The organism is Ewingella americana (assembly GCF_006438725.1).
In the GTDB taxonomy this organism is placed as follows: Bacteria; Pseudomonadota; Gammaproteobacteria; order Enterobacterales; family Enterobacteriaceae; genus Ewingella; species Ewingella americana_A.
The window spans coordinates 304,264-318,378 of the sequence record NZ_RCZD01000004.1 but is presented as its reverse complement, the minus strand read 5'-3'; the positions used below and the strand labels follow the sequence as shown (position 1 = coordinate 318,378).

Genomic DNA, 14,115 nt, shown 5'->3' with positions numbered 1-14,115 from the left:
TCATGTTAATCCAGTAAACCTGATGGTGAAAATGTCACAGCACGGGACGTTATGCCATTCATCTATCTGTAACCAGGTACTGCGGTTGTTACGCAAAATTTTCGATATAGCGTGGTAAACCAGAAGGCATCTGCGTTCGCTTGCCAGTAAAAATAATTATCACAGTTACAACTCGATTCATTAGCACAGGGAGTTGATGATCTGTTGAATATTGGTTTAATGAATATATTGATGGAGCGCTATCAGCCGGATGTTTACCTCCGGGGGTAAACGGCCACAAAGCACTTTTTCTGTTTCTGCTAAACTTATTAACAAACCTTGTGGTATGCATGGAGCACTCATTCGCTGCCAGTATTAAATGAGGTCATATCCACCAGAACAGAAGGATGCCGCTATGTCTGATCATGACCTTTTGCAGTCTCTGGTAGCGCGTATTGATGCGCTTGAACAACGCGAAAAACAGCTGACCTACGCGTCGAACGCTTATCAGGCAATCCTGACAACTTTACTTGGGAATCTTGATAAAAATACGCGTGATAAGGTGATCACGATGGTCGATCAGGCCCATAATATTGCCTACGCCCGCGCCAACCTGGAACAAAAAGGTAATATCCTGGGGGCGGATGATATTACCCAAAGAATATTTCTGTTTGCTCAGGGAAGGGCGGCTCAGTCTAAATAAGATGGGTGAGTGACGTTGAGGTAACGCTTTTTACTGCGAACCTTCTAATTAATAAATCAGTTTACCGACAATTATCCTCTGGCTACGTGTGTAGCCGGAGGATGAGTGGGTGCATATTCGAGGTGGTCATGCAAAATTTCGTTCTTTTTTATAAAACAATTAGGGCCACAATGATCGAGGCATTACCCCGCCCCGTTGAGTTCGATACGCTGGGGATCATCAACCGGGCGCTGGCTCAGGGGGAACTTGGGGAGGAGGTCATCGGGTGGGCTATCGATAAAGAAGCGAATGCCGATGCGCCAAGCAGCATTTTTGTTACGGCCGCGAATTACGACTACTTTTTTATCGATCACGAAGGAGAAAGAGTCGGAGAACCGTGGCTGGATGCACGGGAACTGATTGCAGACTTTGAAGCCACACTGCACTGGATGGTGATCAACAGCCACGTGTATGGCGATAAAGGCAGTTATGTGGTGCTCGAAAAGTGTCTGCGCACAGTGTCGCCCGAGATTGTGCTTTCAGCCTGACCTGATGCGGGTGATCAGTTACGCATGCGGTTAGTTTTCAACATATTAATCGCAGCACCCAGCAGGACGCGGCGTTTTACCTCTCCGGCTTCGCCCAGTTGGTGGCTAAGATACCCGACCAGTGCCTCCGCGTTAAAGGGTTTACCGTGATGATGCAGTTGAATGACGGCATCACCAATAATGCGCGAGACTTCATCCCATAGTGGTTGGATCTCACTTTCCGAGAATTTCATCTTACCTCCCGTTGTGTGATTTATACCCAATTTAGCATCTGGACACGGCGTGGCAAGTCTCGTGGAGCAGGGATTTTTAGCATGTGAAGAAAACAGGGGGCCGATGGCAGGGTGCGAATACGGCTTCCCGGTGGCTGAAGCCTGCCAGAAAGCCGTATGAAAACAGGTGTTACCGATTATTTAATAACGTTTTTAATGCTTAATAACGTATAAATCTTTGGCGTAGATATATCCCAGCGGGCTGAGATTGTCATAGCCACCCACATAAGGTTTGACCAGTTTGGCACTTACATACTGGTACAGCGGGATCACCGGTACCTGAGTACTCAAAATATTTTCAGCCTCTTGATAATACTGACCGACTTGCGCTTTGTCGGTTGCATTTAAAGCGTTATCCAGCGCTTTGTCATAAGCGGGATCACTAAACTTCGATGAGTTCTCGCTGTCACCCGTGCGCAGTGTATTGAGGAACGTTGATGGCTCGTTGTAATCGGCAATCCAGGCATAACGTATAGCGTCATAGTTTCCCTGACGCTTGGTATCCAGCATGGTTTTCCACTCCTGATTCTGCAGTGTGGCGTCAACGCCCAGATTTTTCTTCCACATGGATGTCGCTGCGATAGCGATGCGCTGATGTGATTCTGAGGTGTTATACAGCAGATTAAATTTCAGGGGCTTATCAGGGCCATAACCGGCCTCACTGAGCAGTTTTTTCGCTTCAGCGACACGCTGTTCCTGAGTCATTTGCTGATATTTACTTTTCTTAAAATCAAAACCACCGGTGTTATCCGGGACGATATTCCATGCCGGCTTTTGCCCCTGGCCCAACACTTTGCCAGCAATAATGTCTTTATCTAAGGCAAGGTTGAGGGCTAAACGGACGCGGGCATCGTTAAATGGCGGTTTGGACGTATTCAGTGAGTAGTAATAAACACCCAGTTTAGGGCCGACGTGAACCTGACCACCCAACTGTTTTTTCAGTGAGGAAAATTGTATTTCTGGAACCGTTGATGTGATGTCAATTTCGCCGGCTTTATAGCGGTTTACGTCTGCGGTGCCGGAAACAATCGGTAAATACGTGACTTTATTGATGACGGTGTGTTCGTTGTCCCAATAATTAGGGTTGCGCACGGCAACAACGCGTTCGTTGACTGTCCAGCTATCAAGTTTAAAAGGACCGCTGCTGACTAAATTGCCCGGCTGAGTCCATTTATCACCGTATTTTGTAATGGCGGCCTCATTGAGCGGGAAGAGGGTCGGGTGGGCCAGCATACCGAGGAAATAAGAAATAGGTTGATCCAGCGTGACCTCAACCGTGTGTTCATCCAGCGCTTTCACGCCCAACGTATCCGGTTTCTTCTTGCCGTTGACGATATCAACGGCATTAAGCATGTGCATACTGCCGGGATAGGTCGCGTACGGTGAACCGATAGTCGGGTCGACCAAGCGACGCCAGCTGAAGACCACGTCTTGAGCGGTAATGGGTGAGCCGTCAGACCATTTGATATCCGGGCGTAAATGGAACGTCCAGACCTTGTTATCTTTATTCTCCCAGCTTGTGGCTAAAGAGGGATGAGGATTGCCCTGGTCATCAATGATCACAAGACCGGTGAACAGATCGCCGAGAATATTGAATTCCACATCGCTGGAGACTTTGTGGGAGTCAAGGGAAGCCGGTTCGCTGCCGTTGTTACGCACTATTTCCTGTTTTGCTGCCAGTTCAACGCCTGCAGGTACCTGTGCGGCAAACGCGGGAAAGTAAGTAAGGAAAGCACCGGAAAGAAAGAGAGCCAGAGGGATTTTCTTGAAAACCGCTTTACGTCTTTGCATCGTCATTGCCATTTCCTGCCCTGTCAATATAGTTAAATATCAATGAGTAACAGGGTAGTGATACCTTTGGTCGTCATGTTTGGCAATACTTTAGTTACATTTATGTTAAGCAAGGGCCAAGAACAGCATAAAATAGGGGATCTTGGCCTCAGAAGTCGGCATTTTCCTGAGCCGGTGACCAGTAACCATCAATGAAATCTTCAATGGGGTAACATGCCGCGTGGCGTAAACCTTCCTGGCGCATAGCCACCATACATTGTTGCTTGGTATCAAAAGCATCGATGGCTAAATCTTCGCAGCCGCCACCGAGATAACAAATGGTTAATACAAGTGCGAACATAGTTTCCCCTTTTCGCTCCACTCTATTAAGCATAGAAGATTTGCTGTTATAACCACAGCCGGGCCTGTCCGTTTGGCTGATATTTGAGCAGCCTTGGCGGCAACCTTTGAGATAACGAACAGGGCGGGGTAAAAAGAGTACGCGACATGTTATTCTGACGGCCGCAATTTTATGATGAGTGGAATAGAGAAAGGAGCCCGCATGTCTGAGCTATTAACGAAAGAGCAGGAATTTGAATCCGATCTGGTGGCGTGTCAGTTAGTGATTAAGCAGATTCTGGATGTGATCGATGTGATTGCGCCGACGGAAGTGCGTGACAAAATGTCGCATCAGCTGAAAAGTATTGATTTCTCACGCCACCCGGCAGGGTCAGATCCTGTGACTAAACGCGCTATCGAGAAAGCCATCTCTCTTATTGATCTGAAATTTACCAAGCACGACAGTTAATCGCGGTATGGTGGAATAGTAAAGAAGGATGCCCGCAATAGCAGGCATCCTGAGCATTATTTTTTATCTACGACTTCATCGACCTGTTTGAAAATAGGACATTTAGCCACGCCGATAATCCCGCTGTCAGTATGCAAATACTGGGAATCGACGATGCCCCTCGCTGTCAAATATTGACACTTAAGCCCCAAGCCTGCGGCATTTTCACTGCTGCCTACCGTCACGCCATAACCTGAAAACAGAAAAACGGCGTAAATAATCGCCAGTACTATGATGGCTTTGATTGCACTCATCAGCAGTATTCCTCTTATTGTATTTCCTGAGGGCCTCAGGATGTTGAGAAGTATAGATGTAATGGATATTTCATCGCTATCCCTCACTGAAAAATACAGGTAATTCTTAGCTGCTTCAGAATGCATAAAAATGACCCTTTACAGGACCATTCAGTGTAAATCTCTGTGCTATTGCTCAGGAATGAGAAGCGGTGGAATGTCCCTGATTCCATTGAAGGGCCGTGTCAGACATTTCTACGACATGTCGTTAAGGAATCCGTGCTCAGGGAGAATATGCAGAATACTTTGTTATAATTTTGTTTAAGTTCCATGGCGTAGGATTAATCAATTATTATCTACGTGTCGGGTGCAGACTTTGAGCCTCAATAAACGCGCTTTAAACCGTAAGCAAGGTGCCGTCAAACTGAAAAGGCCAGTCTTCAATATCAGGAAAATCTTGATGTTCGTGGTTTTTCTGTTTGTCTGCGTCGCGTTGTATCTTCTTGCGCTGAATAGCTATTGTGACCAGGGTGGAAATTTTGATCTGGGTGTCTGTTCGATCACCTCTTTTATCCCCTGGTAGCATTGTGGGCGGAGGTCCTGGAGCCGGAAGCGCTGTTTTTTTGCGAATGTCTTCCCTGACCGAGTTGGAGTGGTAAGATATCCGTTCGGAAAAATTAAGCAGTAGGGTAGTCAATGTTTGATCTCGCAATGGGCCAATCCAGCCTGGCCTCATTGGTGCTGTGTGTACTTTTTGTTTTACTGTTTTTACTGCTGTGGTTTGTTGTCAATCGGGCCAGCGTCCGCGCCAACCAACAAATTCAGCTTTTGCAGGAAATTGCTGATCATCAGCGCCAACAAACTGAGTTGTTGAAAATTTTAGCCGGGCAGGTTGAGGGGCAGGCACCCGTGGAATTGATGGATGATGATTCTGCACTCAGTCTGCGTGGGTTTATTCCAGAAAGATAATCCTTCGTTTTTGATGAGAGCCCGCCCAATCCCGGCGGGCTTTTCTTTATCTGTACTTTACTGTCACTTCACCGGTCATAAAACTGTCTTAATTTTGTCGTAGCCTCATTGCAACGCAGCAATTTCATATGATGGAAAGACTCATGATTAAATGGTCCGAAGAGAACGACAGTGAAGTGAACCACGGTATTGCCCTGCTGACCGGCGAAGAACCTGAGAAGTGGTATCCCTACGGCGGCGTCAAAGGCAAAGATTATTGTAATAACCCCACCGATGCATGGCCGATCATCTGCGCCAACAAAATCAGCCTTAATGCGACCGAAACACCGGATAAAACCTCCTGGTCAGCACAGATCGTCAGTGAGCAGGGACTCTGGAATGCTCACAGCAACAGACCGCTGCGCGCAGCGATGATCTGCTTCCTGCTAAGTAAAACTTGCGCATAAAGAAAACCGCAGAGATACTCAATCTGTAACAAAGTTGCAAAGAAGTGATTCGAATAAGCGTCGCATAAAGCGATGCGTATCAAGTGATTAATGTTTCCTCATTTTGACAATTGTGTCTAAGGCGGAGTCCATTATGAAGCGCATCATTAAAGGTGATAAAACTCTCTCCCATCTGGTGGTTGCCCATGCAGCCATTGACAGTCACGAAAAAGCTTATGGCACACGACGCCAGGGCTGGCCCTCGACTTACCTGATCAAATATAAAAATGCTCGAGTGGCGGTAGAAGTTGTTACCCGCCGACAATCCTACGTTGCTACCCTTATGATCGGAGCCAGAAATCTCACCAAACTTTGTGCCGAGGCGGCCTGAGGAAAGCCTTAACGCTGTGTATGCAGTAAGACTTTGTACAACTGTTTTCCATTAATACCCAACCGCGCTGAAACTTACCTTTCAGCGCGGTTTTTATTTAACGGTCTGACTCATGCATTGGCCCTGAATACCGTGAACCGCAGAGTTTTTTTGCGGTGAAATGGCCTTTTGAGCACTGAAACCAAAAGCAAAGCGATGTCAAAAGTAACAATGGTCGCCATAACGATGCTCAGCATTAATGCGCTGAGCAGTACGCCAGCCATCAGCATAAAGACCTGCGGCACCCGAGTGCGGCGAAGACGTGATTTGAACCAGAGTGCCCAGTATTGACGCTGCGTGTTAAATCCGTTGTTAACACGTTCGATGAAAAGGCTTGAACGGCTTGAATTGTGCTGAGTCATGTTGCCTCCTTGAGTTACTTATCACCATAACAACATTGTCTTCTTAAGATTTACTTAAGGCGGGAAGAAGGCGGGAAGGTTGGCCTGTCGGGTTCATGCTGGCCACATTTACATGCACTTTGTGATAAGCATTGTTTGTGGATTTTATGTTATTTAAAGGTTTGGCCTGTGATCGGAACAGGCAACAACCCGCGCAGTTGTGATTTATTGTCCCGAAACCGCAGGAGTGTTATGACCGTCAAGAATCGCTATTACGATGCTACAAGGGCGCACCATACGCCGGAAGGATTCACCAATCCTGAACCCCATGATCGCAAGGATGGCGACTTTAAACGGTGGCAACGCGAGCGTAAAACGCAGCAATTGCCAAAACCACCCAAGATGGGCTATCAGCAGTTTATTGCGCAGTGGTGGCAAAAAGCGGATTTCAACGGGACAGAAGACCGGCTGTGGTTTCTCGGCCACGCGTGCTTACTGCTCCGGGTTGCTGGGAAAACTGTACTGACCGACCCCGCACTTTCTGACCGGGCATCGCCATTGCGGTTTTACGGCCCGAAAAGAAAGACTCCGGTAGCGGCCAGCGTCGCAGACTTGCCGCAAATTGATTATGTCCTGTTGTCGCATAATCACTATGATCATCTGGATAAGTCGACCATCAAAAAGCTGCTGAAGCGATTTCCGCAGCTGATTTTTATCGTACCTTTGGGGATGAAGCGCTGGATAGAACGTCAGGGGGCACACTATGTTGAAGAACTTGACTGGTGGCAGCAGCACAGCATGTGGGGGCTGACTTTCCATGCCGTTCCTGCGCGCCACTGGAGTATGCGGACACCCTGGGATCGTAATCGCTCTTTGTGGTGTGGTTGGGTGGTGAGCAGCGCGGCACTGCGTTTTTATTTCTCCGGCGACAGTGGTTATAGCAATCAGTTTAAAGAGATCGGTCACCGGTTGGGTCCCTTCGATCTTGCTGCCATCCCTATTGGCGCTTATGCACCAAGATGGTTCATGAGTGCACAGCATATGGATCCCCAGCAGGCCGTGACGGTGTTTTCCGAGCTAAAATGCCGTAAAGCCGTACCCATTCATTGGGGTGTATTTGAATTGGCCGATGAATCCCTGGATGCGCCTTTACTGGAATTAGCCCAGGCGACGCTGGGGAGAAAGGATATAGGGCCGCATTTTTCACCGCTGAAAATAGGCCAGAGTATATTACCGGACTGAAATGATGTTTGAAGCAGCAGGGAATAAAGGCAGCTCTTTATTGCCTGCTGCATTTTTAATTCGCACAGAAGATCCTATCTTGCATGAGGCCAGGATCACCAGAGGCGGGAAGTCTACTGCGCATAACAAGTTGAGCGTTGAAGGCTTTTTTCTCCATCAATAAATAAAATCGTGAAGTACGTCACGGTTAAATTATTACTTAACATGGTGAATTATATTTATGTCGAAGCGCAGGAGATAGAGAGAGTGATAATACCTGCCACAACAATGTAATCTTCGGAAAATTATTATTTCATCATATTGTCAAAAATTGATGTTGACCGCTATTTCCCTTTTCTCATCAGGACATTTACTTTAGGTTTGTCATTTTTTTGCATTCGGAATTTTTTAACAAAAATAACAGCACCTCTGCACGGTCACGGTGCAGTTTATTCGCTTATCATGAATCTATTGCACCGCAGGCTGAGGGTACGCCTCTTTTGGCTAATGCATAACCCGTCAGTAATGTGACGCCTGCAGCGATCTCAGTACGGTTTAAAAATGAACAGACTGTTTCTCGCCTGTCTGACACTTTTCTGCCATACAAGGCAGGCAACATAGGGTTGAATGTCATCTGACCAATCTGAAGTGGGTGGGACATCGGGTGTATTCCACGCGCAAAGGGTCCGGTTTACCTCAGCCCTCTGGGGAATAACGTAAAAGATAAAAATTCAAATAAATGTGTTTTTCACGCTTATCGTACGGCATTAAATGATCAATAATCAGGGCGGGTCGTTATTGCTTTGAGTGACAGGCTGATTGAACTGTTAAGCAGAAAAAAGCATGTCTATCAACATATTTCAGCTTAGCAGGAGAGTCACCGCCGCTAAGCAACTCAAATATGTGCGACACATCCATCACTGATTAAAAATGGCTTGCCATCGAATTCAGAGTATGTGATAACGCATCTGGGTAAAACGAGGTACGGTTCTGTATATGTGTGGCATTTTCAGTAAAGAAGACCTGAGTAAAAACGTTATCGTTGAATACCGCTTCTCTGCCGATTTATATCTTAGTGCCTCAAGCAGTAACGACTCTAGTTTGTCTATGTAACGCTTTCGGGCGGTTAAAAACAATCCAAAGGAAATACTCAAGATGGCAAAGATCAAAGGTCAAGTTAAGTGGTTCAACGAATCTAAAGGTTTCGGTTTCATTACTCCTGCTGACGGCAGCAAAGACGTGTTCGTACACTTCTCTGCAATCCAGGGTAACGGCTTCAAAACTCTGGCTGAAGGCCAGAACGTAGAGTTCGAAATCCAGGACGGCCAGAAAGGCCCTTCAGCCGTGAACGTAATGGCTATCTAAGCAGCCTAGCGCTGTAAAAACCCGCCATGTGCGGGTTTTTTTGTCTCTGTCACTTTGGAATGATGATGATACCTGACTGCTGGTTTCTGCCACTGATACCTGGATGTGCAGGGTTTTCAGCCCGCTGGTGGCTATTGCGGCGAAAGCTGGTGTATTTATAACTCTCGCTACCGGATGTGTCAGAAACCGTGCTGCAAATCGTACAGCTACCGGCGTGGTCTACCGATCCAAAGCCAAGTTGATACAGTTTAGCTTCAGCAATGGCTGCAAGGTTCAGATACCGTGGCGAAGGGACCATCAGCGCAGGAGGCAGATCCAGTTCTGTCAGGAACTCATCGACCAACGCCTGACTGACTTCATAACAGCAAGGGTGCGCCGAAGGACCCACTGACGCCACCCAGTTAGCGGTTGAACCGTCCTGATTGATGCGCTCAGCCATTTTCTCAATGATGCCGGCCTTCAGCCCTCGCCAGCCTGCATGAATCACACCAACGCGCTTCCCATCCTTTCTGCAGAAGATCACCGGCAGGCAATCTGCACTGAAAACAGTCAGTAAGATGCCGGGTAACGCGGTATAAAAACCATCGGCCTCTCCACTCTCCTGAGCCGGTTCGACCACGTCAACGATGCGCACACCGTGGACCTGCTTCTTATTGGGGCGTGTCGCTTCAAAGGGTTGCAGTACGTCAGGCAGCAAGGCACTTTTATTGCCAAAACCGTAGTAGGTCCCGGGGATTTGGCTCAGTAAGGCCGAAATATCAGTCATATGAAATCACTTCAAAAGGTAAAGCCACGAGCGCTTAGTGTAGCTGGCTTTTTCGCAATTATGCCAGCAGTTGCAACTGACAGGTGCCTTCTTTAGACTTGACGACATTATGCAGTTTGGCGCCCTGACACATCTTTGGATCCTTCATGAGTTATCAATGCCCGCTTTGCCATCAACCACTTACACTCACTGAAAAACAGTGGCGATGCCCGCAGAATCATCAGTTTGACCATGCGAAAGAAGGGTATGTCAATTTGATGCCCGTACAGCATAAGCGTTCAAAGCAACCCGGAGACAGCCCTGAGATGATGGTGTCACGGCGTCGCTTTTTGGATGGCGGACATTATCAGCCGTTGCGCGATCGCACTGCACAATTGCTTGATGAAGTGCTTCCCGCTGATGCTGAAACATTGTTGGATATCGGCTGTGGCGAAGGGTACTACACTACCGAAGTGGCAAGCAGACTCATGCAACACAGGGCTATCACCGTCTTTGGGCTGGACGTTGCGAAAGTGGCTGTACGTAATGCTGCGAAACGTTATCACAACGTGCAGTTTTGTGTGGCTTCCAGCCATCGTCTGCCGTTTGCTGATCAATCTCTCGATGCTGTGTTACGAATTTATGCGCCCTGTAAGGCGGAAGAATTATATCGCGCAGTCAAGCCGGGCGGTCTGGTGTTGACCGTAGCTCCCGGGCCGAGGCACTTATATCAGCTTAAGGCCTGTCTTTATTCAGAGGTGCAACTACACGCAGAAATGGATGAACAGCTGGCAGGATTTGAGCGGATACGCTCGGAGACATTGGCATATCCTATGACACTCAGCGGCACTGAAGCCTTTGATTTGTTGCAGATGACGCCGTTTGCGTGGCGTGCAACACAAGAGATGGGGACGGCATTAAAAAATGAAAGGGTATTTGCCTGCGAAACGGATTTCGTCATCAGATTGCATCAGCGTAATTCTGATGACGCACCAGCAGGAATCTCAGCCGATATAGCCTAAATGTTCCAGCAGGATATTAAAGCCGATACCAATCAGTACCACCCCTCCAAGTACCTCAGCCCATTTACCTAACAGTGGGCCAATAAACCGTCCGAGCATAATTCCGAGGGTGGCCATGATCATGGTCGCCATGCCAATAGCTAAAGCAGTATGAATAATATTGACCTGCAGGAAGGCCAGGCCGACGCCAATCGCCATGGCATCAAGACTGGTACCTACGGCGGTGACCACCAGTATCCAGAAGCCGTGACTGCGTTGACTGGTGCTCTCTTCTTCAGGTTTATCTTTCAGGCCTTCGACAATCATGCGTGCGCCGAGGATAAACAGCAGGGTGAATGCCACCCAGTGATCCCACGCCATAATATATTTGCTGGCGACCAGGCCAATGCCCCAACCGATCAGCGGAGTAATGGCTTCGATCACACCAAAGATGAGACCGGTGCGCAAGGCTTCACGAAAGCGTGGACGATGAAGAGAGGCTCCTTTGCCGATTGACGCCGCGAAAGCGTCCATTGACATGCCAAAAGCCAGAATAAGCGTTGCGGATAAATTCACGAGAGTAACCCCGGCCGGGTATTTCCATATACACGTAACCCACCCCCAACCTTACGACGGAGCTACGCGTCTATGGTCTCGCCAACCTTTCAGGCTGCCCGCACCACGTTTTATTGTTAAAACGAGTATGTTGATACGGGCGTTTTCACATACTTTGCGCAGGGCAAATTGATGTAAAAACCGGCTACTCCCCAAATGACGGCGCAACCTTAACATAATATTTAAATTGAGAACAACAACAAATAAAATAAGGTTTAGGTTTTTTCAGGCTAATGATTTTCATTAAGTACACACATTAATTACATTGATTAAATAATAAACTCACAAACTGTGGACTTAATGATGAATATATATTTGTGGCCAAAGGATATGAATTAAATATAAGGCTATCAAATATAGCCCATTGCATACTTGTTGTAACTCACTGATTTTCAATCATTAAATTATAAATATTCTGTAAGTCATCCATGTTATTTACCCGGATTAATAATTTTCTCTGTTCCAGATCAATCACTAAAACGCCATCTTCTGAAAGATTCATCGCTTTGATACGGTCATAAGTAATGAAAGCATTGGCATAGAAAAAGCCTGTTGTTTTAAACAACAGTTTTGGCCAGCGGATAAATGAAATATAGAAAGCGATCAGCGCCAGGGCGATTAATAAATAGTTGGTTACCGCGGTTCCCTGCGCATTGATGTTGTTGTAGAGCAAAATCGCCAGCAGACCAATGAAGATTATGCAGTCCAGTTTGTTGCGACGGCGTAAATTCACCTTCAGGCGGGTGACTCCTTTGTTCATTCCCATCAGGAATTCATCGTAGACGGCATACGCCAGCAGCAGAAGAGAGAAAAGGGCGAGGACGATATCAGTGACGGACATGAAACTTCTCCAGCGGACTTACCGGGTGTGTAACCGGCGGGACAACATGATAGCCCAATCAACGGGCATAAAAAAACCGGGGGAGAGTGTCCCCCGGTTTTGTCTGCGATTAAAGACCTAGCAGGCCAATCCAGTAACCAAAGATACCAATGGCGAAGAAGCCAATGATGATCCACAGGGCATTAACTTTACGACGCAACAACCACATACAACCGAAGGTCAGCAACAGCGGGACCAGGCCCGGCATTAACTGATCGAGGATAGTTTGTACCGTTGTTACCGTCGTATGACCGGTCTGGTCGGTTATCCTCGATACCACTAATGGAATATTGACGTGCGTCCATTTGTTAACCAAGGCTCCCATGACAAAGAGGCCGAGAATTGACGCCCCCTCAGTCAGTTTTTGCAGGAAACCGCCGCCCATATCGTTAACGATATTGACACCTTTGGTGTAGCCGTAGGCTACACCGTAATAGCGGGTCAGCAGGCGTACCAGGTTAAACAGGATGAAGAACAGCAAAGGTCCGAGCAGGCTACCGCTCATCGCGATACCAGCACCGAGGGCTGCGAACACCGGGCGAACAGTACCCCAGAAGATCGGGTCACCGACACCGGCCAGTGGGCCCATCAGGCCGACTTTCAAGCCGTTGATTGCCGCATCATCAATCGGCGCACCATTGGCACGTTGTTCTTCCATCGCCAACGTCACGCCAAGCACAGGGGCTGCAACGTAAGGATGGGTGTTAAAGAACTCCAGATGGCGTTTGATCGCCGCTTTACGTGCGTCGTTATTTTCAGGATAGAGACGACGAATCGCCGGTACCATGCAATAACAGAAACCCAGTGCCTGCATACGTTCGAAGTTCCATGAACCCTGGAACAGATTCGAGCGCAAGAACACACCACGAATATCACCCGGTGTCAGTTTTTTTTCTGGGGTTTGGCTAACTGCAGTTTGATCAACCATTTCTTTCACCCTTAATCCAATTCGTTATCGAGATCGTTAACACCCTGTGCTGGTCCCGCTGCATGTGCAGACTTGTTGTATTTAGGACTCAACTGGATGTACAGCACTGCCATAACCACACCAATCACACCCAAGGCAACCAGGTTGAAGTTAGTGAAAGCAGCGGTAACGAAACCGAGGTAGAAGAACGGCATCAGATAGCCAGCGCGCATCATGTTGATGACCATCGCGTAACCGACAACGACAATCATGCCGCCTGCGATGTTCAGACCATTGGTGACGACTGCAGGAATGGAAGACAGCATGACCTGAACAACTTCGGTACCGACAGAAACAGCCACGATCACGGCAGGAATAGCGATACGCATGGCCTGCAGGATCAGCGCCGAAACGTGGATCCAGGACAGCGTACTTAAGTTGCCGCGCTCTGCCGCACTGTCAGCCGCATGTTGGAAGGCCACGGTGATAGTACGAACGATGATGGTAAGAACCTGGCCAGCGGCCGCCAGAGGGATAGCCAGGGCAATACCCGCACCGACCGACTGACCACCTGCGATAACCAGAATGGTTGAGATAATGGAGGCGAGGGCGGCATCAGGGGCCACGGCGGCACCGATGTTCATCCAACCCAGAGCAATCATTTCCAACGTACCACCGATAATGATCCCGGTTTTCATATCGCCGAGAATAATACCGATCAATGTACAAGCCACCAGCGGACGGTGGAACTGGAACTCATCCAGGATGGAGTCCATCCCGGAAATACATGCAACAATAAATATCAGCACAATCTGTAGTGTGGTGATCTCCATTGCACTTCTCCTATAACCAAAAAAACGCTGAGTAAAATAAGCTCATCAAAAA

22 protein-coding genes and 1 riboswitch are annotated in these 14,115 nt (G+C 47.9%); of the genes, 12 read left to right on the top strand and 10 right to left on the bottom strand.

The window, feature by feature from the left end; genetic code table 11:
* The first annotated feature begins 394 nt into the window (after positions 1 to 394).
* Both EAH77_RS09600 and EAH77_RS09595 read left to right on the top strand, forming a co-directional pair.
* Positions 395 to 682 (top strand): sigma-S stabilization anti-adapter protein IraP, encoded by a 288-nt coding sequence (locus EAH77_RS09600; RefSeq protein ID WP_140472047.1) that lies wholly within the window; start codon positions 395 to 397, stop codon positions 680 to 682.
* 170 nt (positions 683 to 852) lie between these two features.
* Positions 853 to 1,209: a hypothetical protein gene (locus tag EAH77_RS09595; RefSeq protein WP_140472045.1), complete on the top strand. Its 357-nt coding sequence runs from the start codon at positions 853 to 855 to the stop codon at positions 1,207 to 1,209.
* 14 nt (positions 1,210 to 1,223) lie between these two features.
* Here EAH77_RS09595 and EAH77_RS09590 read toward each other — a convergent pair whose 3' ends face one another.
* The 3 genes from EAH77_RS09590 to EAH77_RS09580 form a co-directional block, all read right to left on the bottom strand.
* On the bottom strand, positions 1,224 to 1,442 hold the full coding sequence (locus EAH77_RS09590) for a DUF2767 family protein (protein ID WP_140472043.1): 219 nt from the start codon (positions 1,440 to 1,442) through the stop codon (positions 1,224 to 1,226).
* A 192-nt stretch (positions 1,443 to 1,634) separates the two neighbouring features.
* Positions 1,635 to 3,272, bottom strand: a complete 1,638-nt coding sequence (locus EAH77_RS09585; protein ID WP_431306760.1) for an ABC transporter substrate-binding protein — start codon at positions 3,270 to 3,272, stop codon at positions 1,635 to 1,637.
* 148 nt (positions 3,273 to 3,420) lie between these two features.
* A complete protein-coding gene (locus EAH77_RS09580; RefSeq protein ID WP_140472039.1) occupies positions 3,421 to 3,612 on the bottom strand; it encodes a YebW family protein in 192 nt (63 codons plus the stop codon).
* A 201-nt stretch (positions 3,613 to 3,813) separates the two neighbouring features.
* Here EAH77_RS09580 and EAH77_RS09575 point away from each other — a divergent pair, with 201 nt between their 5' ends.
* Positions 3,814 to 4,059: a DUF2766 family protein gene (locus EAH77_RS09575; protein ID WP_140472037.1), complete on the top strand. Its 246-nt coding sequence runs from the start codon at positions 3,814 to 3,816 to the stop codon at positions 4,057 to 4,059.
* A 56-nt stretch (positions 4,060 to 4,115) separates the two neighbouring features.
* Here the strand turns inward: EAH77_RS09575 and EAH77_RS09570 are convergent, their stop codons facing one another.
* On the bottom strand, positions 4,116 to 4,352 hold the full coding sequence (locus EAH77_RS09570) for a YobH family protein (protein ID WP_140472229.1): 237 nt from the start codon (positions 4,350 to 4,352) through the stop codon (positions 4,116 to 4,118).
* Between the two features lie 439 nt (positions 4,353 to 4,791).
* On the opposite strand from EAH77_RS09570, the gene EAH77_RS25785 reads away from it, so the two are divergent.
* The 4 genes from EAH77_RS25785 (at position 4,792) to EAH77_RS09550 (ending at position 6,116) form a co-directional block, all read left to right on the top strand.
* Positions 4,792 to 4,914 carry a PhoP/PhoQ regulator MgrB gene (locus tag EAH77_RS25785; RefSeq protein ID WP_140472035.1) on the top strand — a complete coding sequence of 41 codons (123 nt, stop codon included), beginning with the start codon at positions 4,792 to 4,794 and terminating at the stop codon, positions 4,912 to 4,914.
* A 113-nt stretch (positions 4,915 to 5,027) separates the two neighbouring features.
* Entirely contained in the window at positions 5,028 to 5,300 is a 273-nt protein-coding gene (locus EAH77_RS09560; RefSeq protein WP_140472033.1) for a YebO family protein, read from the top strand.
* Positions 5,301 to 5,443: 143 nt separating this feature from the next.
* On the top strand, positions 5,444 to 5,746 hold the full coding sequence (locus tag EAH77_RS09555; protein WP_140472031.1) for a phage protein NinX family protein: 303 nt from the start codon (positions 5,444 to 5,446) through the stop codon (positions 5,744 to 5,746).
* Between the two features lie 133 nt (positions 5,747 to 5,879).
* Entirely contained in the window at positions 5,880 to 6,116 is a 237-nt protein-coding gene (locus EAH77_RS09550; protein ID WP_140472029.1) for a DUF4060 family protein, read from the top strand.
* 110 nt (positions 6,117 to 6,226) lie between these two features.
* Here the strand turns inward: EAH77_RS09550 and EAH77_RS09545 are convergent, their stop codons facing one another.
* A complete protein-coding gene (locus tag EAH77_RS09545) occupies positions 6,227 to 6,517 on the bottom strand; it encodes a hypothetical protein (RefSeq protein WP_140472027.1) in 291 nt (96 codons plus the stop codon).
* A gap of 231 nt (positions 6,518 to 6,748) precedes the next feature.
* Between EAH77_RS09545 and EAH77_RS09540 the strand changes: the two genes are divergently transcribed.
* The 4 genes from EAH77_RS09540 to cspE all read left to right on the top strand — a co-directional run bounded on the left by EAH77_RS09540 (position 6,749) and on the right by cspE (position 9,082).
* Entirely contained in the window at positions 6,749 to 7,738 is a 990-nt protein-coding gene (locus EAH77_RS09540) for an MBL fold metallo-hydrolase (RefSeq protein ID WP_140472025.1), read from the top strand.
* A gap of 1 nt (position 7,739) precedes the next feature.
* Complete coding sequence (locus tag EAH77_RS25135) at positions 7,740 to 7,901, top strand: hypothetical protein (protein WP_161985786.1); 162 nt, start codon at positions 7,740 to 7,742, stop codon at positions 7,899 to 7,901.
* 812 nt (positions 7,902 to 8,713) lie between these two features.
* Positions 8,714 to 8,830: a DUF2627 domain-containing protein gene (locus EAH77_RS09535; RefSeq protein WP_140472023.1), complete on the top strand. Its 117-nt coding sequence runs from the start codon at positions 8,714 to 8,716 to the stop codon at positions 8,828 to 8,830.
* A 42-nt stretch (positions 8,831 to 8,872) separates the two neighbouring features.
* Positions 8,873 to 9,082, top strand: coding sequence for a transcription antiterminator/RNA stability regulator CspE (cspE, locus tag EAH77_RS09530; RefSeq protein ID WP_140472021.1), 210 nt, complete (start codon positions 8,873 to 8,875; stop codon positions 9,080 to 9,082).
* A 49-nt stretch (positions 9,083 to 9,131) separates the two neighbouring features.
* Here cspE and EAH77_RS09525 read toward each other — a convergent pair whose 3' ends face one another.
* Positions 9,132 to 9,848, bottom strand: coding sequence for a polyphenol oxidase family protein (locus EAH77_RS09525; protein ID WP_140472019.1), 717 nt, complete (start codon positions 9,846 to 9,848; stop codon positions 9,132 to 9,134).
* 146 nt (positions 9,849 to 9,994) lie between these two features.
* Between EAH77_RS09525 and rlmA the strand changes: the two genes are divergently transcribed.
* A complete protein-coding gene (rlmA, locus tag EAH77_RS09520) occupies positions 9,995 to 10,849 on the top strand; it encodes a 23S rRNA (guanine(745)-N(1))-methyltransferase (RefSeq protein ID WP_140472017.1) in 855 nt (284 codons plus the stop codon).
* Here the strand turns inward: rlmA and mntP are convergent.
* The 4 genes from mntP to EAH77_RS09500 form a co-directional block, all read right to left on the bottom strand.
* Entirely contained in the window at positions 10,832 to 11,404 is a 573-nt protein-coding gene (mntP, locus tag EAH77_RS09515; RefSeq protein WP_140472015.1) for a manganese efflux pump MntP, read from the bottom strand. The genes rlmA and mntP overlap by 18 nt on opposite strands.
* Positions 11,405 to 11,410: 6 nt before the next feature.
* Positions 11,411 to 11,610, bottom strand: a riboswitch (yybP-ykoY riboswitch).
* A 215-nt stretch (positions 11,611 to 11,825) separates the two neighbouring features.
* Positions 11,826 to 12,284, bottom strand: coding sequence for a DUF986 family protein (locus EAH77_RS09510; protein WP_140472013.1), 459 nt, complete (start codon positions 12,282 to 12,284; stop codon positions 11,826 to 11,828).
* A 109-nt stretch (positions 12,285 to 12,393) separates the two neighbouring features.
* On the bottom strand, positions 12,394 to 13,251 hold the full coding sequence (locus EAH77_RS09505) for a PTS mannose transporter subunit IID (protein ID WP_140472011.1): 858 nt from the start codon (positions 13,249 to 13,251) through the stop codon (positions 12,394 to 12,396).
* 11 nt (positions 13,252 to 13,262) lie between these two features.
* Positions 13,263 to 14,063 carry a PTS mannose/fructose/sorbose transporter subunit IIC gene (locus tag EAH77_RS09500; RefSeq protein ID WP_140472009.1) on the bottom strand — a complete coding sequence of 267 codons (801 nt, stop codon included), beginning with the start codon at positions 14,061 to 14,063 and terminating at the stop codon, positions 13,263 to 13,265.
* Positions 14,064 to 14,115: the final 52 nt, after the last annotated feature.